This is a genomic window from Azotobacter vinelandii CA (assembly GCF_000380335.1).
GTDB lineage: Bacteria > Pseudomonadota > Gammaproteobacteria > Pseudomonadales > Pseudomonadaceae > Azotobacter > Azotobacter vinelandii.
The window spans coordinates 572,380-593,850 of the sequence record NC_021149.1; the positions used below are offsets into that span (position 1 = coordinate 572,380).

A 21,471-nucleotide genomic window follows, 5' to 3' on the forward strand; every position below is an offset into this window, starting at 1 on the left:
CTGGCGGGCTGGATGTCCACCTTCGATTCTGACACGCGAGCGGTGGGCGCGGCGCCGTGGAGCGTGCCGCGCGGATTGACGGCGGACAGGGAAAGCGTGCTTTTCCGGCGGGCCTTGCGGCGCATCCGCAGGCAGAAAAGAGTGCGCCGCGCACCCGGTCTGCCGGGGAAACAGCAGGCCGGGTGCGCGGCGCGGGGTGGAGCGCCGGTCGGCGCTCCGGGTCGGCATCCCTGCCGGAGGGGTTCAGAGAGCGTTCTTGGCCTTGAATTCGCGGCGGCGGCGGTGCAGCACCGGCTCGGTGTAGCCGTTGGGCTGCCTGGTGCCTTCGACGCACAGCTCGACGGCGGCCTGGAAGGCGACGCCGTCGAAGTCCGGCGCCATCGGACGGTACAGCGGGTCGCCGGCGTTCTGGCGGTCCACCACCAGGGCCATGCGCTTGAAGGTTTCCATCACCTGCTCGAGGCTGCACACGCCGTGGCGCAGCCAGTTGGCGATGTGCTGGCTGGAGATACGCAGGGTGGCGCGGTCTTCCATCAGGCCGATGTCGTTGATGTCCGGGACCTTGGAGCAGCCGACGCCCTGGTCGATCCAGCGCACCACGTAGCCGAGGATGCCCTGGGCGTTGTTGTCCAGCTCCTGCTGGATCTCGGCGGCGCTCCAGTCGGTGTTCGGCGCCAGCGGGATGCTCAGGATGTCGTCCAGCGAGGCGCGCTTGCGCTTGGCCAGCTCCCGCTGGCGGGCGAACACGTCGACCTTGTGGTAGTGCAGGGCGTGCAGGGTGGCGGCGGTCGGCGACGGTACCCAGGCGGTGTTGGCGCCGGCCAGCGGATGGCCGATCTTCTGCTCGAGCATGGCGGCCATCAGATCGGGCATGGCCCACATGCCCTTGCCGATCTGCGCGCGGCCGGACAGGCCGGTGGCCAGGCCGATGTCGACGTTCCAGTTCTCGTAGGCCTTGATCCAGGTGGCGTTTTTCATCTCGCCCTTGCGGATCATCGGGCCGGCTTCCATGGATGTGTGTAGTTCGTCGCCGGTGCGGTCGAGGAAGCCGGTGTTGATGAACACCACGCGCTCGCGGGCGGCCTTGATGCAGGCCTTGAGGTTGACCGTGGTGCGGCGCTCCTCGTCCATGATGCCGACCTTGAGGGTATTGCGGGTCAGGCCGAGGACGCCCTCGACGCGGCCGAACAGCTCGTTGGTGAAGGCGACTTCCTCGGGGCCGTGCATCTTCGGCTTGACGATGTACACGGAGCCGGCGCGGCTGTTCCGGCGGCTGGTGTCGCCCTTGAGGTCGTGCAGGGCGATCAGGCCGGTGAACAGCGCGTCCTGGATGCCTTCCGGCACTTCGTTGCCGTCCTTGTCGAGGATCGCGTCGTTGGTCATCAGGTGGCCGACGTTGCGCACGAACAGCAGGGAGCGACCGTGCAGGGTCAGGGCGCCGCCGCCCGCCGCGGTGTACTCGCGGTCCGGGTTCATGGTGCGGGTGAAGGTGCTGCCGCCCTTGCTGACCTGCTCGGCCAGGTCGCCCTTCATCAGGCCCAGCCAGTTCCGGTAGGCGATGACCTTGTCGTCGGCGTCGACGGCGGCCACCGAGTCCTCGCAGTCCATGATGGTGGTCAGGGCGGCCTCCATCAGCACGTCCTTCACGCCGGCGGCGTCGGTCTTGCCGATCGGGCTCTGCGGGTCGATCTGGATCTCGAAGTGGATGCCGTTGTGCTTGAGCAGCACGGCCTTGGGCGCGGCCGCCTCGCCCTGGAAGCCGACCAGTTGGGCCGGGTTCTTCAGGCCGGTGGCGCTGCCGCCTTCGAGGGCGACGACCAGCTTGCCGCCGTCGATGCGATAGCCGGTGGCGGCGGCATGGGAGGTGCCTTCCAGCGGTGCGGCCTCGTCGAGGAAGGCGCGGGCGAGGGCGATGACCTTGTCGCCGCGAACCTTGTTGTAGCCTTGGACTTTCTCGGCGCCACCCGCTTCGGGGATCGCGTCGGTGCCGTACAGCGCGTCGTACAGCGAGCCCCAGCGGGCGTTGGCGGCGTTCAGGGCGAAACGCGCGTTCATGATCGGCACCACCAGTTGCGGACCGGCCATGCGGGCGATCTCGTCGTCGACGTTCTCGGTGGTGGCGGCGAAATCCTCGGGTTCCGGCAACAGGTAGCCGATCTCCTGCAGGAAGGTCTTGTAGGCCACGGCGTCGTGGCCCTGGCCGGCACGGGCCCGGTGCCAGGCGTCGATCTTCGCCTGCAGTTCGTCGCGCTTGGCCAGCAGGGCGCGGTTCTTCGGCGCCAGGTCGTGGATGACATCGGCGGCGCCGGCCCAGAAGGCGGCGACATCGACGCCGGTGCCGGGGACGGCTTCGGCATTGATGAAGTCATACAGGACTTTGGCGACTTGCAGGCCGCCGACTTGAACGCGCTCGGTCATGTTTGCCTCGTTTTCTGTTGGATTCCGGATCGCACCGGGACGGCGCCCGTTCGTTTTGTAGTGCGTTGCGCAGCATACTACATAAAGGCCGCGGGGAAAGCTGTGTTGCTGCGCGACCTACGACGAAAGTCAGACGGGGAAGTGCGGCGCTCGTGCGAAACGGCCGCGAGGCGCCGTCGTGCCTATACTTCGGGGAATGCCTCGTTCGCCTTGGCCACCCTCTTCGGAAAACGAGTCTGGCAGCCCGGCGCGTCCGCCGCCAACCGAGACGGGACGCGGATTCGCCAGCAGAAGGAGACGACTGTGGAGCATCTGGTACTGACGGTAATAGCCCGGGACAAGCCGGGACTGGTGGAGCAGATCGCCCAGTGCATCGCCGGGCATGGCGGCAACTGGCTGGAAAGCCGCATGGCGCGCATGGCCGGGCAGTTCGCCGGGATTCTGCGGGTGGCCGTGCCCGAGACGGCCCATGGCGATCTCGCCGCCGCGTTGCACGACCTGGAGAGCCAGGGCATCCGCGTGTTGCTGGCGCCGAGCGGCGACGAGCCGGCCAGCGCCTGGCGCCCGGTCCAACTGGAGCTGGTCGGCAACGACCGCCCCGGCATCGTGCGCGACATCACCCGCCTGCTCGCCGAGCACGGCGTCAACCTGGAAAGCCTGGACACCGAGGTGGCGCCGGCGCCGATGAGCAGCGAGACGCTGTTCCACGCCCAGGCCCAGTTGGCGGTACCGATGGAGCTGTCGCTGGAGCAGTTGCAGCGCCGCCTGGAAACCCTGGCCGACGATCTGATGGTGGAGCTGATCCTGCGTCCGGAGGATTAGCCCGACCCGCGGGCTACCGTGGCCCCATGATCTGCGCCAGCGCCGCTGCGTCCGGGGCGCCCTGCTGTTGCTGCAGACGGTCGCGTGCGTCCAGGTAGAAGATCGCCGGAGTCGCCATCGCGCCCAGGGCATTCATCAGTTCGAGGTTGTCTTCCAGGCGCTCGCCGATCCGCGGCGGGATTTCCGCCAGTGCCTCGAGCGTGCTGGCCTTGCCGGCGCTTTCATGCTCGTGCAGCGCCTGTTCCGGCCGTTCGGCCGCGAGCAGCGCGGCGGCCTTGCCGGCGCTGTCGGCGCGCAGGATGCCGACCATGATGTGGCGCAATTGCACCTTGCCGGCCTCGACCCAGGGGCGGGCCTGCTGCCAGAACCGGGTGCAGTAGGGACAATTCGGATCGGAGAACAGGTAGACGATGCGCGGCGCCGCGGCGCTGCCGTCGGCGATCCAGCCGCTGCGCTCCATGCGTGCCCACATCTCCTTGCCCAGCGGTGCGTAGACCAGTTCTTCCAGTCGCGGCCCGGTCAGGTCCTGGCCCCGGGCGTCGAGCAGGTTGCCGATCAGCACGTGCTGGCCGTCGGGAGTCAGGTAGAGCGCCATGCCCTGGCCGTCGTAGCGGGCCGCGTAGCCCTTCAGGCCGCCCGGTGCCTCGAAGGTACCGATGATCTCGGCGCCGCGGGCCTTGGCCGCCTGGATCGGCGCCGGCAGTTCCTCGGCGCGGCTGGCCGCCGCCGACAGGCCCAGCAGGCCCAGGCCGGCCAGCAGGAGGGGAAGGCGCTCGAAACGCATCATGGCTGGTGTCCTCGTGCGGGAGAATGTGGAAAAGAATGTGCGGGCAAGCAATCCCCAGATCGGCTGGACAGTGCTGTGGATAACCTGGGGAGCCCGGCTGCCGTGCCAGGCGGAATGGGGTTTGCCGGGGAATGGGCAAAAAATGAGCAGCTTTTCGCCCTTGTGCACAGCGGGCGTGAACGTCTCTGTGGATAAGCTTGGGACGACTCGCTGCAGGGCCGATGGCGCCTGGTCCGCGGCGGTTTGCGCGAAAAACGTACAGGTTCATGGCGTGGCGGGCGGTCGTTGCAGGTGGCGCCAGATGTCCAGGCTGTAGACCGCCAGGCCCAGCCAGATGCAGACGAAGGCCGCCAGCTTGCCCGGCTCCAGCGGCTCGCCGTAGACGAATACCGCGAGCAGCAGCACCAGGGTCGGCGCCAGGTATTGCAGGAAGCCGAGGGTTGCATAGGGCAGATGCCGCGCGGCGGCATTGAAGCAGAGCAGCGGCACCAGGGTGACCGGGCCGGCCATGGCCAGCCAGAGCGCCTGCGGTGTGCTCCAGAAGGCGCCCTGGGCGCTGCCGGCGTCCGGATGCAGCCATAGCCAGCCGAGGGCTGGCGGCAGCAGCAGCCAGGTCTCCACCACCAGGCCAGGCAGCGCGGCGACCGGCGCCCGCTTGCGGATCAGTCCGTAGAAGCCGAAGGAGAGCGCCAGCGCCAGCGAGATCCACGGCAGGCTGCCGAGCTGCCAGAGTTGCTGTAGCACGCCGAGGGCCGCCAGGCCCACCGCCAGCCATTGCAGCGGGCGCAGGCGTTCGCCGAGCAGCAGCAGGCCGAGCAGGACGTTGACCAGCGGGTTGATGTAGTAGCCCAGGCTGGTCTCCAGCATGCGTCCGTTGTTCACCGCCCAGACGTAGAGCAGCCAGTTGCAGGCGATCAGCAGGCCGCTGCCGGCGAGCACGGCGAGGAGCCGGGGATTGTCGCGCAGCTCCCGCCACCAGCCCGGATGCCGCCAGAGCTGCAGCAGGAGCAGCCCGCAGAGGGCCGACCAGAGCACCCGATGGACTAGGATTTCCCCGGCGGGGATGTTTTCCAGGATCTTGAAGTAGAGCGGGAACAGACCCCAGAGCCCGTAGGCGGTGAGGCCCAGGAGATACCCGCGGCGCGGGTTGGCGGCATGCATGCAGTGATCCTGCGGCGATTGGCGAGGTCGCCGATTCTAGGGGCGGGACGTGGGGACGTCTGTCCGTTTCGTGCAGCGTTTTTCCGGAGTGGGTCCGCCCGGCCTTCCCCGTTCAATGCCATGGTCGGAACCCACGAACCCTGGAGCAACTCGCTTCACAGCGCTTGGCTCCGAAGACGGTTACTCAGAACAGCCGCAACGGTTCCTCGTCCAGCGCCGCCCGCTGCTCGCGCAGGGTGAGGATCTGCTCGCCCCAGTAGCGTTCGGTGCCGAACCAGGGAAAGCTTGGCGGGAACGCCGGGTCGTCCCAGCGCCGGGCCAGCCAGGCGCTGTAGTGGATCAGGCGCAGGGCGCGCAGGCCCTCGATCAGCGCCAACTGGCGCGGGTCGAAGTCGTGGAACTCCTGGTAGCCGTCCATCAGTTCGGCGAGCTGGGCGAGGCGTTCCTGGCGATCGCCGGCGAGCATCATCCACAGGTCCTGCACCGCCGGGCCCATGCGGCAGTCGTCCAGGTCGACGATATGGAAGGTTTCGTCGCGGCACAGCAGGTTGCCCGGGTGGCAATCGCCGTGGATGCGGATCGTCCGGTAGGTCGTCGCGCCGAACAACGCGTCGAGGCGCGCCAGCAGGTCGCGGGCCACCGACTCGTAGGCCGGCAGCAGGCTTTTCGGGACGAAGCCGCCGTCGAGCAGGGTGCTCAGCGAGTCGTGACCGAAGTTGGCCACCGTCAGTTCCTCGCGGTGTTCGAAGGGCCGGCTCGCGCCCACCGCGTGCAGGCGGCCGAGCAGGCCACCGAGGCGGTACAACTGGTCCAGGTTGCCGGGCTCCGGCGCCCGGCCGCCGCGCCGGGGGAACAGGGCGAAGCGGAAGCCGCTGTGCTCGAACAGGGTTTCGCCGTCTCTGGACAGCGGCGCCACCACCGGTACCTCGCAGTCGGCCAGTTCCAGGCTGAAGGCGTGTTCCTCGCGGATCGCCGCGTCGCTCCAGCGTTGCGGCCGGTAGAACTTGGCGATCAGCGGTTCGCCGCCTTCGATGCCGACCTGATAGACGCGGTTCTCGTAGCTGTTCAGCGCCAGTACGCGAGCGTCGCTGAGGTAGCCGAGGCTTTCCACGGCGTCGAGGACCAGATCGGGGGTGAGAGAATCGAAGGGATGGCTCATGGGGCACTCCAAGGACTATGGTCCTCAGTTTAGCGGTTGCAGGGGAGAGCTGTATCGGGGCATGGCGACTGGCCTTGAGGATGGATCGCCGGCAGCCTCCCGCAAGGGATCAGCGGCCGTCCGCCTTCGGCGTGCGCGCCAGGCAGTAGACGTCGACCCGCGCTGCGCCGGCCGCGCGCAGCAGGCGGGCCAGCGCTTCGACGGTGGCGCCGGTGGTCAGTACGTCGTCGACCAGCGCCAGGTGGCGGCCGGCGACGGCCGCGGGGTCGGCCAGGGCGAAGGCGCCGCGCAGGTTGCGCCGGCGCGCGATGGCATCCAGCTCCTGCTGCGCCGGGGTATCGTGCAGGCGCAACAGCAGGTGCTCCTCCACCGACAGCTCCAGGGGCCGGCCCAGCCAGCGGGCGAGCATGTGCGCCTGGTTGAAGCCGCGCCGACGCAGCCGACCTTGCGCCAGCGGCACCGGCAGCAGGCCGTCGGGACGCGGCAGGCCCTCGGCATAGGCATGTTGCAGGTGGCGGGCGAGCAGTTCGCCGAGCAGCCGGCCCAGCGGCCAGCGCGCCTGGTGCTTGAAGCGGGCGATCAGGGTGTCGACGGGGAAGGCGTAGCGCCAGGGCGCTTCCACCCGGTCGAAGGCCGGCGGCCGCTTCTGGCAGGCGCCGCAGACTAGGTCCGCAGCCGGCAGCGGCAGGGCGCAGATCGCGCAGTGCGCGCCGAGCCAGGGCAGTTCGGCTTCGCAACTGGCGCACAGCGGCAGGCCGGTTTCCGCCGGCTCGTCGCAGAGCAGGCAGGATTGATTATTTTTTATCCAGTTGTAAACCTGTCTCAACGAGCGTGGTTGACAGTACATCGGGCTTCCCTAAACTTATGCCGCCATGGCGCCACGCACTCTAGCAGGTCGTGGCCCCCGACCTGCCCGTCCGCTCGGGCCCTTCTTGCAAGGAAGAATCCATGAGTGCCTCCGCCGCCTCCCTGCGTCACGACTGGACCCTCGACGAGGTCCGGGCGCTGTTCGAACTGCCGTTCAACGATCTGCTGTTCCAGGCGCATGCGGTACATCGCCAGCATTTCGACCCCAACCGCGTGCAGGTGTCGACCCTGTTGTCGATCAAGACCGGCGCCTGCCCGGAGGACTGCAAGTACTGCTCGCAGTCCGGCCATCACAACACCGGGCTGGACAAGGCCAAGCTGATGGAGGTGCAGAAGGTCATCCGGGCCGCCGCCGAGGCCAAGGCCATCGGTTCCACCCGCTTCTGCATGGGCGCCGCCTGGAAGCACCCCTCGGCCAAGGACATGCCCTACGTGCTGGAGATGGTCAAGGGCGTGAAGGCCCTGGGCCTCGAAACCTGCATGACCCTGGGCACCCTGAGCCGCGAGCAGACCCGGGCGCTGGCCGAGGCCGGCCTCGACTATTACAACCACAACCTGGACACCTCGCCGGAGTTCTACGGCAACATCGTCACCACCCGCACCTACGCCGAGCGCCTGGAAACCCTGGCCCACGTGCGCGAGGCGGGGATGAAGATCTGCTCCGGCGGCATCCTCGGCATGGGCGAGTCCCTCGACGACCGCGCCGGCCTGCTGATCCAGTTGGCCAACCTGCCGGAGCACCCGGAGTCGGTGCCGATCAACATGCTGGTCAAGGTCAAGGGCACTCCCCTGGAGAACGCCGAGGACGTCGATCCCTTCGACTTCATCCGCACCCTCGCCGTGGCGCGGATCATGATGCCCCGATCCCATGTGCGCCTGTCCGCCGGCCGTTCCGAGATGAACGAGCAGATGCAGGCCCTGGCCTTCTTCGCCGGCGCCAACTCGATCTTCTACGGCGAGCGCCTGCTGACCACCGGCAACCCGGAGGCGGAGAAGGACATGCGCCTGTTCGCCCGCCTCGGCATCCGGCCGGAGGAGCGCGAGGAACATGCCGACGAGGTGCACCAAGCGGCCATCGAGCAGGCGTTGATCGAGCAGAAGAACAGCGCGCTGTTCTACGACGCCACCTCGGCCTGATCCTTCGCTTGCTGGATGGATAAAGCGCCATCCACCCTACGCAGGTCGAAACCTGTTCGTAGGGTGGATAACCCGCTTGCGGTTATCCACCGTCCCTTACTCCTGCGGATAGTCCAATGAGCTTCGATCTCGCCGCTCGCCTCGCCGCCCGCCGCGCCGAGCACCTCTACCGCCAGCGCCCGCTGCTGGAAAGTCCCCAGGGACCGGAGGTGCTCGTCGACGGACGGACGCTGCTGGCCTTCTGCTCCAACGACTACTTGGGGCTGGCCAATCATCCCGAGGTGGTCCGCGCCCTGCAGGACGGCGCCGCGCACTGGGGCGTCGGCGGTGGCGCCTCGCACCTGGTCGTCGGCCACGGCACGCCGCATCACCGGCTGGAGGAGGCGCTCGCCGAATTCACCGGCCGCCCGCGCGCGCTGTTGTTCTCCACCGGCTACATGGCCAACCTGGCGGCGGTGACGGCGCTGGTGGGGCAGGGCGACAGCGTGCTGGAGGACCGCCTCAATCACGCTTCGCTGCTGGATGCCGGGCTGCTCTCCGGAGCGCGCTTTTCGCGCTATCTGCACAACGATCCGGCGAGCCTCGTCGGTCGTCTAGACAAGGCGACGGGCAACACTCTGGTGGTCACCGATGGTGTGTTCAGCATGGACGGCGACCTGGCGAACCTGCCGGCGCTCTGCGCCGCGGCAAGGGAGAAGGGCGCCTGGGTCATGGTCGACGACGCCCACGGCTTCGGTCCGCTGGGCGCTCACGGTGGCGGTATCGTCGAGCATTTCGGCCTGGGGCCGGAGGATGTGCCGGTGCTGGTCGGTACCCTGGGCAAGGCCTTCGGCACCGCCGGGGCCTTCGTCGCCGGTAGTGAGGAACTGATCGAGACGCTGATCCAGTTCGCCCGCCCCTACATTTACACCACCAGCCAGCCGCCAGCGCTGGCCTGCGCCACCTTGAAGAGTCTCGAACTGCTGCGCACCGAGGGTTGGCGCCGCGAGCACCTGACCCGCCTGATCGCCCGCTTCCGTGCCGGCGCCGTCGAACTGGGCCTGGAGTTGATGGACAGCCCGACGCCGATCCAGCCGCTGCTGATCGGCGCCAGCGCCCGTGCCGTGGAGTTCTCCCGTCTGTTGCGCGAGCGCGGTTTCCTGGTTGGCGCCATCCGTCCGCCGACCGTGCCGGCCGGCACCGCGCGGCTGCGAGTGACCCTTTCCGCCGCCCACACCGAAGAGCAGGTCGACTGTCTACTCGCCGCGCTGGGCGAATGCCAGGCCCTGTTGCCTGCGGAGGAAGACGCATGACTCGGCTGATCCTGTTGCCCGGCTGGGGCCTAGGCCGGGCTGCCCTGGAGCCGCTGGCAGGCGCCTTGCGCGAGCGGGGCTTGGATGTCGGACTGGCCGGGCTGCCGGCACTGGACGAGAGCGATCCCGAGGCCTGGCTCGCCGAACTGGACGCCCGTTTGCCGCAGGGTGCCTGGCTCGGCGGCTGGTCGCTCGGCGGCATGCTCGCCACGGCGTTGGCGGCGCGGCGCGGCGAAGGTTGCCGCGGGCTGCTGACGCTGGCCAGCAATGCCCGTTTCGTCGCCGGCGCGGACTGGCCGCACGCGATGCCCCCGGACATCTTCGCCGTTTTCCGCAACGGCTGCGCGCAGGACAGCGTTGCCATTCTCAAGCGCTTCGCGCTGCTCTGCTGCCAGGGTTGCACCGAGGCCCGCAGCCTGTCGCGCCAGCTCAACCAGGGCATCCCGGCAGAAGAAACGGCGCAGCGGCTCGCCGGCCTCGAGGTACTCGCCGCGCTGGACAACCGGGCGGCGCTGGTGGCCTTCGCCGGCCTGCAACTGCACCTGCTGGCCGAGGCCGACGCCTTGGTCCCGGTGGCGGCGGCCGAGCCTCTCCAGGCCTTGCTGTCGCGCGGTGTGGTCGAGCGCGTCGCCGGGACCGGCCATGCCTTCGTCCTCGAACGGCCGCAGGCACTGGCCGCGCGCCTGGCCGCTTTCATCCGCGAGGCCGGCGATGACTGACGCCAACCCGAACGTGCTGCCGGACAAGCGCCGGATCGCCGCCTCCTTCTCCCGCGCCGCGGCCAGCTACGACGGCGTGGCCGGGCTGCAGCGCGCGGTCGGCGCCGAATTGCTAGCTCGCTTGCCGGCCGCCATGCGCGCGCAGCGCTGGGTCGACCTGGGGAGCGGTACCGGTCATTTCTCCCAGGCATTGGCCGAACGTTTTCCCGCCGGGCAGGGCATGGCGCTGGATCTCGCCGAAGGCATGCTGCGCCACGCCCGGCCGCGCGGCGGTGCGGCGCACTTCGTCTGCGGCGACGCCGAGTGTCTGCCGCTGGCCGGAGCCAGCCAGGATCTGCTGTTCTCCAGCCTGGCGCTGCAATGGTGCGGCGACTTCGCCGCGGTGCTCGGCGAGGCGCACCGGGTGCTGCGTCCGGGCGGCGTCTTCGCTTTCAGCAGCCTGTGTGTCGGCACCCTGCAGGAGTTGCACGATAGTTGGCAGGCGGTCGACGGCTTCGTCCATGTCAACCGCTTCCGCCGTTTCAGGGATTACCGGCAACTGTGCGCCGACAGCGGTCTCGACATTCTCGACTTGCACATGGAGACGCGGCTGCTGTACTACCGCGACCTGCGCCAACTGACTCACGAACTCAAGGCGCTCGGTGCGCACAACCTCAACCCCGGCCGTCCGGACGGTCTCACCGGCCGCGCGCGGCTGCTGGCGCTGGTCGAGGCCTACGAGCGTCTGCGTACGCCCGCGGGGCTGCCGGCCACCTGGCTGCCGGTCTACGGCGTGCTGCGCCGGCGCCTCGAATAAGCCATGCCGTGCAGCACGGATGCCGGGCGGGCGCGGCGGCTATCGTGCGCTACTCTTCTGCCAGTACGCCCGGCGACGGACCCTGCCCATGCCTTCCATCTACCAGCTCAAGCCGCGCTTCCAGAACCTGCTGCGCCCTCTCGTGCGGCGCCTCCAGGCGTGTGGCGTCACTGCCAACCAGGTGACCCTCGCCGCCGCCGTGGTTTCCGTGCTTCTGGGCGCGTTGGTCGCCGCTTTCGCCGAACATGCCCGGCTGTTCGCCCTGATTCCGCTGTGGATGTTCCTGCGCATGGCGCTGAACGCCATCGACGGCATGCTCGCCCGCGAGTTCGGCCAGCAGTCGCGCCTCGGTGCCTACCTCAACGAATTGTGCGATGTGATCGCCGACAGCGCGCTCATCCTGCCTTTCGCGCTGCTGCCGGGGGTTACGCCCCTATGGGTGGTGCTGGCGGCCCTGCTCGCGCTGGTCGTCGAATACGCCGGGGTCATGGGACCGCTGGCCGGCGCCACGCGACGCTACGACGGGCCGATGGGCAAGAGCGATCGGGCCTTCTGTTTCGGCCTGCTCGGCGTGGGCGTCGCCAGCGGCCTGCTGCCCGGCGCCTGGATCGACGGCCTGCTCGTGCTGATCGCCGCGCTGCTGCTCTGGACCCTGGCCAACCGCGTGCGCCAGGGCCTCGCCGAGGCCGGGCGGAACCATCCTCCGGCCTGAGCGGCTTGAGGCTCCCTTCGTCCGCATGCGGGAGACGACTGCGGGAATACAGGGGCGCGAGGAGGCCGGGGTCGAGGGAACGGGCTGGGTGGCGCATCGCCGACGCCCCTTCTCTACGTGCATATCGCCAGCAAGGAACGATCCGATGAACGACTCGCAGACTCCCCCGCCCGGCGAAGAATCGCCCGGCACTTCCGTGCCGCGGCCATGCTCCTCGTGGACGCAGCGCCTGCTGGCCTGGCCGATCATCGGCTTCGCCCGCCTGCTCACCGGCGCGCGCAGCCTGTGGCGCGGTTGCGCGCCGGAGGCGAGGCAGCGCGTCTATTTCGCCAATCACAGCAGCCATGCCGATTTCGTTCTGCTCTGGTCGTCGCTGCCGCCGGCGCTGCGTATGCGTACCCGTCCGGTAGCCGGCGCCGACTACTGGCTGCGCGACCGGCTGCGCCGTTTCCTGATCCAGCGGGTATTCCACGGCGTGCTGGTCGACCGCGAACTGCGCGATCGGCACAGCAATCCGCTGCAGCCGTTGCTCGATGCCCTGGCCGGCGGCGACTCGCTGATCCTTTTTCCCGAGGGCACGCGCAATCCCGCAGAGGGGCTGCTGCCGTTCAGAAGCGGCCTCTACCGCCTCGCCCGTGACTGCCCGCAGGTCGAGCTGGTTCCGGTGTGGATCGCCAACCTCAATCGGGTGATGCCCAAGGGCCGCGTACTGCCATTGCCGCTGCTGTGTACGGTGACCTTCGGCGCGCCCCTGAGCCTCGACTCCGGCGAGCGCAAGGAGGAGTTCCTCGCCCGCGCCCGCGAAGCCCTGCTGAACCTGGCCGTGGAGGCCGCCTGATGCAAGCCGATACCCTCTTCCTGTTCGTCGGCATCGGCGCCCTGCTGGCGCTGGCCTCGCTGATCGGCTTCGTCCTCCAGTGGCGCCGCCGGGGCGTCCCCGATCCGCTGATCGACAACCTCAACGCGCGGATCAACGCCTGGTGGGTGATGGTCGCGCTGCTCGGCATCGCCTTCTGGCTCGGCCACGGCGCGGTGATCCTGCTGTTCGGCGCCGTATCCTTTTTCGCCCTGCGCGAGTTCATCACCCTGACCCCGACCCGCGGCAGCGATTACCCGGCGCTGGCGGCGGCCTTCTATCTGGTGCTGCCGCTGCAGTACCTGTTGGTCGCGGTGGACTGGTACGGGTTGTTCTCGATCTTCATCCCGGTCTATGTCTTCCTCCTGCTGCCGATTCTCGCCGCCCTCGGTGGCGATACCGGCGCCTTTCTCGAACGCGCGGCCAAGGTGCAGTGGGGCACCATGATCGCGGTGTTCTGTATCTCCCACGTGCCGGCCCTGCTGAACCTCGATATCCCGGGGTACGAGGGGCGCAACCTGTTGCTGATCGCCTGGCTGGTGCTGGTGGTACAACTCTCCGACGTGCTGCAGTACGTCTGCGGCAAGCTCTTCGGCAAGCGCAGGATCGCTCCGCGCCTGTCGCCGTCCAAGACCGTCGAAGGCTTCGCCGGCGGCATCGCTCTCGCCACCCTGGCCGGTACCGCACTCCACTGGATCACCCCGTTCGACCTCTGGCAGGCGTTCGCCATCGCCCTGACCGTCACGCTGCTCGGTTTCTTCGGCGGGCTGGTCATGTCCGCCATCAAGCGCGACCGCGGCGTGAAGGATTGGGGCCACATGATCGAAGGGCATGGCGGCATGCTCGACCGGCTGGATTCGGTGTGCTTTGCGGCGCCGGTGTTCTTTCATGTGTTGAGATGGGGATGGGGGTGATGGCGAGGTGCTGTTTGCTTCTGTGGCGCTCCGGCAGGGGTGCTGGGGTTTCGGGAGGGAGGCCGCTATGATGCCGGCGTCATGCGTCATATTGATACGGAGCATGGAATGCTGACTTTGTTGAGGCTCCTTCAAGATGGTCGTTTTCATTCCGGGCAGGCAATTGGCGATGCATTGTGCATCAGTCGGAATGCCGTCTGGAAACAGGTGCAGCGGCTGGAGTCCGAGCTGGGGATAGCGTTGAACCGGGTGCGGGGGCGGGGTTATCAGTTGGCCAGTCCATTGGTTTTATTGAACGATGCGGTACTGCGTGACAAGGGGTTGTCCGATATCTGGCCCTTTCATATTTACGAGTCAGTGGATTCGACGAGCGCCGAGGCGACCAGACTCGTAGCCAAGGGCGTCGAGCCGCCTTTTCTCGTCCTGTCGGAGAGACAGACTTCCGGGCGTGGGCGGCGCGGCCGTATTTGGCAAAGTCCGTTCGGAGTGAATGTCTATTCGAGTCTGGTGCTGCGAGTTCAAAAGGGGGCTCGCCAGTTGGAAGGCCTGAGTCTCGTGGTGGGCCTGGCGGTGATGCGGGCGCTGCGGGCATCGGGTCTCGATGACGCCGGCTTGAAATGGCCGAACGATATTCTGGTGGGCGGAAAAAAGATTGCAGGAATTCTCCTGGAGTTGACCGGCGATCCTGCGGATGTCTGCCATGTCGTCGTGGGAGTCGGTGTAAACGTCAATATGGCGAATGCGCAGGGTATCGAACAGCCCTGGACTTCCATGAAACTGGAACTACAGCGCATGGTCGATCGAAATGAATTCGTCTGTGTATTGAGTCGGCAGTTGCATGAGCACTTGAGCCGACATGCGGAACTGGGGTTCGCCGCGTTTCAGGAAGAGTGGGAGTCGAACCACTTGTGGCAGGGGCGCGAAGTGATGCTGGCTTCGGGGACGCAACGGATCGAGGGGATGGTCCTGGGGATCGACCGTGTGGGGGCCCTGCGCCTGAGCGTTGGCGGGGTGGAGCAGCGTTTCAGTGGTGGAGAGATCAGCCTGAGGTTGCGTGATGATCGTCGAGCTTGACTGTGGCAACAGTTTTATAAAGTGGCGAATCATCGACGCATTCTCTCGAGTGCTCTCGAGTGGAGTGGTCGAATCGATCGAAGAACTGGTCCATGCTCTGGACGAGGCCCGAACGTCCCATGAGTTCGCCCATTGCCGCATGGTCAGTGTGCGTAGCGACGATGAAGTTGCCCGGCTTGAGAGCGTTCTTGCGCAAAGGTTCGGGCTTCGTGTGTCGGCCGTGCGGCCGGCATCCTGCCTGGCGGGAGTGCGAAACGGCTATTTGAATCATGAGCGGCTCGGTCTCGATCGATGGATGGCCGTTGTCGCTGCCTACCGACTCTCGGCCGGTGCCTGTCTGGTGCTGGATCTGGGAACCGCGGTCACGGCTGATTTCGTCGATGCCGACGGCGAGCACAGGGGGGGATTCATCTGTCCCGGATTGCCGCTGTTGCGTCGTCAATTGCGCGAGCATACCAGGCGCATCCATTACGATGCCGTTGCCGCCAACGACTTGACGGGCGGGTCGTTCGCTCCGGGGCGTTCCACGGCCGAGGCGGTCGAGCGTGGCTGTGTCCTGATGCTGAGGGGATTCGTCGCTTCCCAGTTGGAATTGGCCAAGGAGTATTGGGGGGATCGTTTCGAGATATTCCTGACGGGGGGGGACGCTTCTTTGGTTGCCGATGTCTTGCCTCGCGCGAAAGTTGTGCCGGATCTGATTTTCACCGGGCTTGCCATCGCCTGTCCCATCCCCTCCTGAGGTCATGCATGCGCTGGCTTTTCCTTTTGCTGGTGGTATTGAATTTCTCTTATTGGGTCTTGAGCGAGCGTCTTGCTTTTCGGGAGGGGGATGAAAGTGCTGCTTCTTCGTCTCGTGATGCGGGGCCGGGAATTCAGCTTCTCAGTGAGTCGGAGATCGCCGCGCGGTTGAGCGGGGGCAGGTCCGGAAAAGACGAGTGTCTGTTTCTGTGGGGCGGATTGTCCGAGGAGCGGGGGCGCCAGATCGTGCAGCGGCTGCTGAGCCTCGACATTGCTTCCGGCCTGGAGCGGTTCGAGCGCATTGTCGCGGAGGATTATCTGGTGTACTTGCCACCGCTGGCGTCTCGTCATGCAGCTTTGCAGCGGTTGAAGGAGCTGCAGGCAAGGAAAATCGACAGTTATGTCATCGCTCAAGGAGATCTGACCAACGGCATTTCGCTGGGGGTTTTCTCGCGGGCCGAGCCCGCGGGAGCTGCAGTTCGGCGCTTCAGGGAGGCCGGCTACGAGCCCGCGATGCGCGAGTTGCCACAGGTGCGGCAGGATTATTGGGTAAGGGTGGCGCCCAAGGGGGCCCGGTTGTTCGACGAGCATCTCATGGATAGTCTCGTGCAGTCCTTCCCCAGGTTGCGGCAACTGAAAAAGGAATGTGAGGGGGTTGCAAGTCCTGTTCGCCTTGAATAGAATTACGCCCGCTTTCAGGCAATGGCTGGTTCGAGTATCGCGGGAAGCAGCGGTCAAGTGAGCTAAGCTCAAGTTTTTTAAGGGAAAACTCTTGACGGCTACCGGGTGGCGAGGCATGATGCCGCCGGGTTTTAGGAGGGGTTCCCGAGTGGCCAAAGGGATCAGACTGTAAATCTGACGTCTTCGACTTCGAAGGTTCGAATCCTTCCCCCTCCACCAGATTTTTGCATTGGCCTAACGGCTATGCGGGTATAGTTCAGTGGTAGAACCTCAGCCTTCCAAGCTGATGATGCGGGTTCGATTCCCGCTACCCGCTCCAGTTCGGTTTTTGCTGGGTTTTTCGCTCATGTAGCTCAGTTGGTAGAGCACACCCTTGGTAAGGGTGAGGTCAGCGGTTCAAATCCGCTCATGAGCTCCAAATATCAAGGCAGATATGAAAATATCTGCCTTTATTTTGGCGGTGTGATTATTGCGGGGTGGTTTCGATGGCTAAGGAAAAGTTCGAGCGTAACAAGCCGCACGTCAACGTTGGCACCATCGGTCACGTGGACCATGGCAAGACCACTCTGACGGCCGCTCTGACCAAGGTTTGTGCCGAGACCTGGGGTGGCGCCGCTCGTGCCTTCGATCAGATCGACAACGCTCCGGAAGAAAAGGCGCGCGGTATCACCATCAACACCTCGCACGTTGAATACGACTCCGCGACCCGTCACTACGCGCACGTCGACTGTCCCGGTCATGCCGACTACGTGAAGAACATGATCACCGGCGCCGCCCAGATGGACGGCGCGATCCTGGTCTGCTCGGCCGCCGACGGCCCCATGCCGCAGACCCGCGAGCACATCCTGCTGTCCCGCCAGGTAGGCGTTCCCTACATCGTCGTGTTCCTGAACAAGGCCGACATGGTCGACGACGCCGAACTGCTGGAACTGGTCGAGATGGAAGTGCGTGATCTGCTGTCCACCTACGACTTCCCGGGCGACGACACCCCGATCATCACCGGCTCTGCCCTGATGGCGCTGGAAGGCAAGGACGACAACGGCATCGGCGTCTCCGCCGTGCGTAAGCTGGTGGAAACCCTGGACTCCTATATTCCGGAGCCGGTGCGTGCCGTCGATCAGCCGTTCCTGATGCCGATCGAGGACGTGTTCTCGATCTCCGGCCGCGGCACCGTGGTGACCGGTCGCGTCGAGCGCGGCATCGTCAAGGTCGGCGAGGAAGTGGAAATCGTCGGTATCCGTCCGACCACCAAGACCACCTGCACCGGCGTGGAAATGTTCCGTAAGCTGCTCGACGAAGGGCGTGCCGGCGAGAACATCGGCGCCCTGCTGCGCGGCACCAAGCGTGAGGACGTGGAGCGCGGCCAGGTTCTGGCCAAGCCGGGCACCATCAAGCCGCACACCAAGTTCGAAGCCGAAGTGTATGTGCTGTCCAAGGAAGAAGGTGGTCGTCACACCCCGTTCTTCAAGGGCTACCGCCCGCAGTTCTACTTCCGTACCACCGACGTGACCGGTAACGTCGAGCTGCCGGAAGGCGTCGAGATGGTGATGCCGGGTGACAACATCAAGATGACCGTCACCCTGATCGCTCCGATCGCCATGGAAGACGGTCTGCGTTTCGCCATCCGCGAAGGCGGTCGTACCGTCGGCGCCGGTGTGGTGGCCAAGATCATCGAGTAATCGTTGATCTTTGTTTCTGGGGCTGGCAAGATGGTCAGCCTCGTCAAAGTTACAGGCCAGTAGCTCAATTGGCAGAGCGGCGGTCTCCAAAACCGCAGGTTGGGGGTTCGATTCCCTCCTGGCCTGCCAGATTTCAAGAGAATTCTGGCATTTCTTTATAGGGTCTCTCGGATGAATGCCAAGGCTGAAGCTGAAGCTAAAGAGTCTCGCTTTGATGTGGTGAAGTGGCTCGTGGTGGTGGCCTTGGTCGCGGTGGGTGTGGTTGGTAATCAGCTATACTCCGACGAGTCCATCTTGTATCGCGTTATCGCATTGCTGGTCTTGGGGCTTGTGGCGGCTTTCGTCGCGCTCAGGACCAGTCAGGGGCAGGCTTTTTTCTCTCTCGCGAAAGAAGCGCGTGCCGAAATCCGCAAGGTTGTCTGGCCGACCCGCCAGGAAACTACGCAGACCACGTTGATCGTGGTGGCTGTGGTTCTGGTGATGGCGTTGCTGCTGTGGGGGCTAGACTCCCTGCTCGGCTGGCTGGTCTCCGTGATCGTTGGGTAAGGGTGCACTCGTGGCTAAGCGTTGGTACGTCGTTCATGCCTATTCGGGCTATGAAAAGCATGTCATGCGCTCGCTGATCGAACGGGTCAAGCTCGCCGGGATGGAAGATCAATTCGGCGAGATTCTGGTTCCCACCGAAGAAGTGGTGGAGATGCGGAACGGCCAGAAGCGGAAAAGCGAGCGCAAGTTCTTTCCAGGGTACGTGCTGGTCCAGATGGAAATGAACGAGGCGACATGGCACCTGATCAAGGATACGCCTCGTGTCATGGGCTTTATCGGTGGTACTGCCGACAAGCCGGCGCCGATTACCGACAAGGAGGCCGAGGCTATCCTTCGTCGAGTGGCCGACAGCGGTGACCGGCCGAAGCCGAAGACCTTGTTCGAGCCGGGCGAGGTAGTGCGTGTGATCGATGGCCCCTTCGCGGATTTCAACGGAGTCGTCGAAGAGGTCAATTACGAAAAGAGCCGCATCCAGGTGGCGGTGCTCATTTTCGGTCGCTCCACACCAGTGGAGCTGGAGTTCAGTCAAGTCGAAAAGGCGTAGCTGGTGAAGTTGCCCATACCCCGCAGTCGCTGGCTGCGGGGTTTTGTCGTCGCTAGGGCAATCGCGAAAGCAACAGGGGAGCCCTTGGGCGTTTGAACCCATAACTGGAGTTTTACATGGCTAAGAAGATTCAAGCTTATATCAAGCTGCAGGTGAAGGCCGGTCAGGCCAACCCGTCGCCGCCGGTCGGTCCTGCCCTGGGCCAGCACGGGGTCAACATCATGGAGTTCTGCAAGGCGTTCAACGCCAGGACCCAAGGCATGGAGCCGGGCCTGCCGACTCCGGTGATCATCACCGTCTATAGCGACCGCAGTTTTACCTTCGAAACCAAGAGCACCCCGGCGTCTGTTCTGCTGAAGAAAGCGGCTGGCATCTCCAGTGGTTCTTCCCGCCCGAACACCCAGAAGGTCGGCACCGTGAACCGTGCCCAGTTGGAGGAGATCGCCAAGGCCAAGCAGGCCGATCTGACCGCCGCTGACCTGGAAGCCGCTGTACGCACCATCGCTGGCTCTGCACGCAGCATGGGCCTGAATGTGGAGGGTGTTTAAATGGCTAAGCTGACCAAGCGCCAGAAGGCGATCGCTGCAAAAGTGGAAGCCGGGAAGCAGTATGGCTTCGAGGAAGCCGCGGCCCTGCTGGCGGAGCTCTCCACCATCAAGTTCAAGGAATCTGTCGATATCGCCATCAACCTGGGCGTGGACCCGCGTAAGTCCGACCAGGTCGTGCGTGGTGCCACCGTGCTGCCGAATGGCACCGGCAAGGACGTCCGCGTCGCCGTGTTTACCCAAGGCCCTGCCGCCGAGGCGGCTCTGGCTGCCGGCGCCGACAGGGTGGGCATGGATGAGCTGGCTGCCGAGATGAAGGGTGGCGATCTGAACTATGACGTGGTCATCGCCTCTCCGGACGCGATGCGTGTCGTCGGTCAGTTGGGCCAGATTCTCGGTCCGCGTGGCCTGATGCCGAACCCTAAAGTAGGCACCGTGACCCCCGACGTGGCGTCTGCCGTGAAGAATGCCAAGGCTGGTCAGGTGCGTTTCCGTACCGACAAGAACGGCATCATCCACGCCTCGGTGGGCAAGATCGATTTCGAACCGATCAAGCTGAAGCAGAACGTCGAAGCACTGCTGAGCGATCTGAAGCGCCTGAAACCGTCCACCTCCAAGGGCATCTATGTCAAGCGCGTGACTCTCAGCTCGACCATGGGGCCGGGGCTGGTCATCGATCAGGCCTCCTTGGAGGCCTAATGCATTGAGCGTGGCGGATCGGTCCGTCACGCCGAATATTGGGGTCCCTGCCTGGCGGGGGCTGTCCAAGACCGTAGGCGGCGAAAGCCTTAAACCTTTTCAGCCTACGCAGATGGTGCTCCCGATTCGTACCGAATCAGACACCAAAGCGCCGCCCGGCCCTGCCGGGCGAAACGGTAACATCCAGGAGTGAACCCGTGGCAATCAAACTCGAAGACAAGAAGGCCATCGTCGCTGAAGTCAACGAGGCTGCCAAAGCTGCCCTGTCCGCTGTCGTGGCCGATGCCCGTGGCGTGACAGTCGGCGCCATGACCGGACTCCGTAAAGAGGCCCGCGAGGCTGGTGTGTACGTGCGAGTCGTGCGTAATACCCTGGCCCGCCGCGCTGTCGCAGGCACTCAGTTCGAGATCCTGAACGACGCGTTCAAAGGCCCGACCCTGATCGCCTTCTCCAACGAACATCCGGGCGCTGCAGCCCGGATCTTCAAGGAGTTCGCCAAGGGTCAGGACAAGTTCGAGATCAAGGCCGCTGCATTCGAGGGGCAGTTCCTCGCAGCCAACCAGATCGACGTACTGGCTACTCTGCCGACCTACAACGAAGCCGTTGCACAGCTGATGAGCGTGATTCAGGGCGCTACCAGCAAGCTAGCTCGTACCCTGGCGGCAATTCGCGACCAGAAAGAAGGCGCGGCAGCCTGATCGGCGCCCGGCTTCCTTCGATTTCATATTTAACTTTGATGGCCGCGAAAAGGCCGTCTATCTCTAATAGGAATTAGAGTCATGGCTCTGACCAACGAAGATATCATCAACGCCGTATCCGAAATGTCCGTCATGCAGATCGTCGAGCTGATCAAGGCGATGGAAGAGAAGTTTGGCGTGACTGCTGCCGCTGCCGTGGCTGCCGGCCCGGCTGCCGCTGCTCCGGTCGCCGAAGAGCAGACCGAGTTCACCGTCGTTCTGGCCGAGGCCGGCGACAAGAAGGTGAACGTGATCAAGGTCGTTCGCGAGCTGACCGGTCTGGGCCTGAAAGAGGCCAAGGCCGTTGTCGACGGCGCTCCGGGCGTGGTCAAGGAAGGCATCTCCAAGGATGAGGCCGAGGCTGCCAAGAAGGCCCTGGAAGAAGCTGGCGCGAAAGTCGAGCTCAAGTAAGCGACGATCTTGCGTCTACGGCCTGCGCGCCCTTGCGTAAGGCTGATGGCTGGTGGCTGGAGCCACCGGCCTTTTTCCGTTATGGGTGGCTTGCTGTCTGCCGCCGCCCATGACCTACCACCTCAGAGGTGGCGCAGGCAATCGGCCTGCACGATTTCTGGCAGCTCCCCTTCGGAG

General features: G+C 65.4%; 23 protein-coding genes and 4 tRNA genes. 22 read left to right on the forward strand and 5 right to left on the reverse strand.

Annotated features, from left to right (window positions below; genetic code table 11):
- Positions 1 to 243: 243 nt before the first annotated feature.
- A complete protein-coding gene (locus AVCA_RS02715; protein ID WP_012699273.1) occupies positions 244 to 2,418 on the reverse strand; it encodes a malate synthase G in 2,175 nt (724 codons plus the stop codon).
- Between the two features lie 303 nt (positions 2,419 to 2,721).
- On the opposite strand from AVCA_RS02715, the gene AVCA_RS02720 reads away from it, so the two are divergent.
- The gene (locus AVCA_RS02720; protein WP_012699274.1) at positions 2,722 to 3,240 is read left to right on the forward strand and encodes a glycine cleavage system transcriptional repressor; all 519 of its coding nucleotides are present in this window, start codon (positions 2,722 to 2,724) and stop codon (positions 3,238 to 3,240) included.
- Positions 3,241 to 3,253: 13 nt separating this feature from the next.
- Here the strand turns inward: AVCA_RS02720 and dsbG are convergent, their stop codons facing one another.
- The 4 genes from dsbG to AVCA_RS02740 all read right to left on the reverse strand — a co-directional run bounded on the left by dsbG (position 3,254) and on the right by AVCA_RS02740 (position 7,194).
- The gene (dsbG, locus tag AVCA_RS02725) at positions 3,254 to 4,027 is read right to left on the reverse strand and encodes a thiol:disulfide interchange protein DsbG (RefSeq protein WP_012699275.1); all 774 of its coding nucleotides are present in this window, start codon (positions 4,025 to 4,027) and stop codon (positions 3,254 to 3,256) included.
- A 264-nt stretch (positions 4,028 to 4,291) separates the two neighbouring features.
- Positions 4,292 to 5,188 (reverse strand): EamA family transporter RarD, encoded by an 897-nt coding sequence (gene rarD, locus AVCA_RS02730; protein WP_012699276.1) that lies wholly within the window; start codon positions 5,186 to 5,188, stop codon positions 4,292 to 4,294.
- Between the two features lie 184 nt (positions 5,189 to 5,372).
- Positions 5,373 to 6,347: a serine/threonine protein kinase gene (locus AVCA_RS02735; protein ID WP_012699277.1), complete on the reverse strand. Its 975-nt coding sequence runs from the start codon at positions 6,345 to 6,347 to the stop codon at positions 5,373 to 5,375.
- Between the two features lie 109 nt (positions 6,348 to 6,456).
- Entirely contained in the window at positions 6,457 to 7,194 is a 738-nt protein-coding gene (locus tag AVCA_RS02740) for a ComF family protein (RefSeq protein ID WP_175555933.1), read from the reverse strand.
- 101 nt (positions 7,195 to 7,295) lie between these two features.
- Here AVCA_RS02740 and bioB point away from each other — a divergent pair, with 101 nt between their 5' ends.
- The 21 genes from bioB (at position 7,296) to rplL (ending at position 21,294) form a co-directional block, all read left to right on the forward strand.
- A complete protein-coding gene (gene bioB / locus AVCA_RS02745; RefSeq protein WP_012699279.1) occupies positions 7,296 to 8,351 on the forward strand; it encodes a biotin synthase BioB in 1,056 nt (351 codons plus the stop codon).
- Between the two features lie 116 nt (positions 8,352 to 8,467).
- Entirely contained in the window at positions 8,468 to 9,643 is a 1,176-nt protein-coding gene (gene bioF / locus AVCA_RS02750; protein ID WP_012699280.1) for an 8-amino-7-oxononanoate synthase, read from the forward strand.
- Positions 9,640 to 10,362, forward strand: coding sequence for an alpha/beta fold hydrolase (locus AVCA_RS02755; RefSeq protein ID WP_012699281.1), 723 nt, complete (start codon positions 9,640 to 9,642; stop codon positions 10,360 to 10,362). Before bioF ends, AVCA_RS02755 begins: the two co-directional genes overlap by 4 nt.
- Positions 10,355 to 11,158 (forward strand): malonyl-ACP O-methyltransferase BioC, encoded by an 804-nt coding sequence (gene bioC, locus AVCA_RS02760; RefSeq protein ID WP_012699282.1) that lies wholly within the window; start codon positions 10,355 to 10,357, stop codon positions 11,156 to 11,158. The genes AVCA_RS02755 and bioC overlap by 8 nt, the downstream gene beginning before the upstream one ends.
- Before the next feature lie 88 nt (positions 11,159 to 11,246).
- A complete protein-coding gene (locus AVCA_RS02765) occupies positions 11,247 to 11,870 on the forward strand; it encodes a CDP-alcohol phosphatidyltransferase family protein (RefSeq protein ID WP_085930860.1) in 624 nt (207 codons plus the stop codon).
- A 145-nt stretch (positions 11,871 to 12,015) separates the two neighbouring features.
- Complete coding sequence (locus AVCA_RS02770) at positions 12,016 to 12,708, forward strand: lysophospholipid acyltransferase family protein (protein ID WP_012699284.1); 693 nt, start codon at positions 12,016 to 12,018, stop codon at positions 12,706 to 12,708.
- On the forward strand, positions 12,708 to 13,640 hold the full coding sequence (locus AVCA_RS02775; RefSeq protein ID WP_012699285.1) for a phosphatidate cytidylyltransferase: 933 nt from the start codon (positions 12,708 to 12,710) through the stop codon (positions 13,638 to 13,640). Before AVCA_RS02770 ends, AVCA_RS02775 begins: the two co-directional genes overlap by 1 nt.
- Before the next feature lie 108 nt (positions 13,641 to 13,748).
- Positions 13,749 to 14,714, forward strand: a complete 966-nt coding sequence (gene birA / locus AVCA_RS02780; protein ID WP_175555932.1) for a bifunctional biotin--[acetyl-CoA-carboxylase] ligase/biotin operon repressor BirA — start codon at positions 13,749 to 13,751, stop codon at positions 14,712 to 14,714.
- On the forward strand, positions 14,698 to 15,453 hold the full coding sequence (locus AVCA_RS02785) for a pantothenate kinase (RefSeq protein ID WP_012699287.1): 756 nt from the start codon (positions 14,698 to 14,700) through the stop codon (positions 15,451 to 15,453). The genes birA and AVCA_RS02785 overlap by 17 nt, the downstream gene beginning before the upstream one ends.
- Positions 15,454 to 15,461: 8 nt before the next feature.
- A complete protein-coding gene (locus AVCA_RS26655; protein WP_231876202.1) occupies positions 15,462 to 16,133 on the forward strand; it encodes an SPOR domain-containing protein in 672 nt (223 codons plus the stop codon).
- A gap of 134 nt (positions 16,134 to 16,267) precedes the next feature.
- Positions 16,268 to 16,352, forward strand: a tRNA-Tyr gene (locus AVCA_RS02795).
- 26 nt (positions 16,353 to 16,378) lie between these two features.
- Positions 16,379 to 16,452, forward strand: a tRNA-Gly gene (locus tag AVCA_RS02800).
- A 23-nt stretch (positions 16,453 to 16,475) separates the two neighbouring features.
- A tRNA-Thr gene (locus AVCA_RS02805) sits at positions 16,476 to 16,551 on the forward strand.
- Between the two features lie 67 nt (positions 16,552 to 16,618).
- On the forward strand, positions 16,619 to 17,812 hold the full coding sequence (gene tuf, locus AVCA_RS02810; RefSeq protein WP_012699289.1) for an elongation factor Tu: 1,194 nt from the start codon (positions 16,619 to 16,621) through the stop codon (positions 17,810 to 17,812).
- Positions 17,813 to 17,865: 53 nt separating this feature from the next.
- Positions 17,866 to 17,941: transfer RNA gene (locus tag AVCA_RS02815), tRNA-Trp, on the forward strand.
- A gap of 42 nt (positions 17,942 to 17,983) precedes the next feature.
- Positions 17,984 to 18,358, forward strand: coding sequence for a preprotein translocase subunit SecE (secE, locus tag AVCA_RS02820; RefSeq protein WP_041806885.1), 375 nt, complete (start codon positions 17,984 to 17,986; stop codon positions 18,356 to 18,358).
- Between the two features lie 10 nt (positions 18,359 to 18,368).
- Complete coding sequence (gene nusG / locus AVCA_RS02825; protein ID WP_039806181.1) at positions 18,369 to 18,902, forward strand: transcription termination/antitermination protein NusG; 534 nt, start codon at positions 18,369 to 18,371, stop codon at positions 18,900 to 18,902.
- A 116-nt stretch (positions 18,903 to 19,018) separates the two neighbouring features.
- Positions 19,019 to 19,450 (forward strand): 50S ribosomal protein L11, encoded by a 432-nt coding sequence (gene rplK, locus AVCA_RS02830; protein WP_012699292.1) that lies wholly within the window; start codon positions 19,019 to 19,021, stop codon positions 19,448 to 19,450.
- Positions 19,451 to 20,146, forward strand: a complete 696-nt coding sequence (gene rplA, locus AVCA_RS02835; RefSeq protein ID WP_012699293.1) for a 50S ribosomal protein L1 — start codon at positions 19,451 to 19,453, stop codon at positions 20,144 to 20,146.
- 197 nt (positions 20,147 to 20,343) lie between these two features.
- Positions 20,344 to 20,844 carry a 50S ribosomal protein L10 gene (gene rplJ, locus AVCA_RS02840; RefSeq protein ID WP_012699294.1) on the forward strand — a complete coding sequence of 167 codons (501 nt, stop codon included), beginning with the start codon at positions 20,344 to 20,346 and terminating at the stop codon, positions 20,842 to 20,844.
- 81 nt (positions 20,845 to 20,925) lie between these two features.
- Entirely contained in the window at positions 20,926 to 21,294 is a 369-nt protein-coding gene (gene rplL / locus AVCA_RS02845) for a 50S ribosomal protein L7/L12 (RefSeq protein WP_012699295.1), read from the forward strand.
- Positions 21,295 to 21,471 lie beyond the last annotated feature (177 nt).

Excerpts from the sequence above, each read along its gene's own strand:
- AVCA_RS02715 (WP_012699273.1), bottom strand. The coding sequence starts at position 2,418 with ATGACCGAGCGCGTTCAAGTCGGCGGCCTGCAAGTCGCCAAAGTCCTG.
- dsbG (WP_012699275.1), bottom strand. The coding sequence starts at position 4,027 with ATGATGCGTTTCGAGCGCCTTCCCCTCCTGCTGGCCGGCCTGGGCCTG.
- rarD (WP_012699276.1), bottom strand. The coding sequence starts at position 5,188 with ATGCATGCCGCCAACCCGCGCCGCGGGTATCTCCTGGGCCTCACCGCC.
- AVCA_RS02735 (WP_012699277.1), bottom strand. The coding sequence starts at position 6,347 with ATGAGCCATCCCTTCGATTCTCTCACCCCCGATCTGGTCCTCGACGCC.
- AVCA_RS02740 (WP_175555933.1), bottom strand. The coding sequence starts at position 7,194 with ATGTACTGTCAACCACGCTCGTTGAGACAGGTTTACAACTGGATAAAA.
- bioB (WP_012699279.1), top strand. The coding sequence starts at position 7,296 with ATGAGTGCCTCCGCCGCCTCCCTGCGTCACGACTGGACCCTCGACGAG.
- bioF (WP_012699280.1), top strand. The coding sequence starts at position 8,468 with ATGAGCTTCGATCTCGCCGCTCGCCTCGCCGCCCGCCGCGCCGAGCAC.
- AVCA_RS02755 (WP_012699281.1), top strand. The coding sequence starts at position 9,640 with ATGACTCGGCTGATCCTGTTGCCCGGCTGGGGCCTAGGCCGGGCTGCC.
- bioC (WP_012699282.1), top strand. The coding sequence starts at position 10,355 with ATGACTGACGCCAACCCGAACGTGCTGCCGGACAAGCGCCGGATCGCC.
- AVCA_RS02765 (WP_085930860.1), top strand. The coding sequence starts at position 11,247 with ATGCCTTCCATCTACCAGCTCAAGCCGCGCTTCCAGAACCTGCTGCGC.
- AVCA_RS02770 (WP_012699284.1), top strand. The coding sequence starts at position 12,016 with ATGAACGACTCGCAGACTCCCCCGCCCGGCGAAGAATCGCCCGGCACT.
- AVCA_RS02775 (WP_012699285.1), top strand. The coding sequence starts at position 12,708 with ATGCAAGCCGATACCCTCTTCCTGTTCGTCGGCATCGGCGCCCTGCTG.
- birA (WP_175555932.1), top strand. The coding sequence starts at position 13,749 with ATGCTGACTTTGTTGAGGCTCCTTCAAGATGGTCGTTTTCATTCCGGG.
- AVCA_RS02785 (WP_012699287.1), top strand. The coding sequence starts at position 14,698 with ATGATCGTCGAGCTTGACTGTGGCAACAGTTTTATAAAGTGGCGAATC.
- AVCA_RS26655 (WP_231876202.1), top strand. The coding sequence starts at position 15,462 with ATGCGCTGGCTTTTCCTTTTGCTGGTGGTATTGAATTTCTCTTATTGG.
- tuf (WP_012699289.1), top strand. The coding sequence starts at position 16,619 with ATGGCTAAGGAAAAGTTCGAGCGTAACAAGCCGCACGTCAACGTTGGC.
- secE (WP_041806885.1), top strand. The coding sequence starts at position 17,984 with ATGAATGCCAAGGCTGAAGCTGAAGCTAAAGAGTCTCGCTTTGATGTG.
- rplK (WP_012699292.1), top strand. The coding sequence starts at position 19,019 with ATGGCTAAGAAGATTCAAGCTTATATCAAGCTGCAGGTGAAGGCCGGT.
- rplA (WP_012699293.1), top strand. The coding sequence starts at position 19,451 with ATGGCTAAGCTGACCAAGCGCCAGAAGGCGATCGCTGCAAAAGTGGAA.
- rplL (WP_012699295.1), top strand. The coding sequence starts at position 20,926 with ATGGCTCTGACCAACGAAGATATCATCAACGCCGTATCCGAAATGTCC.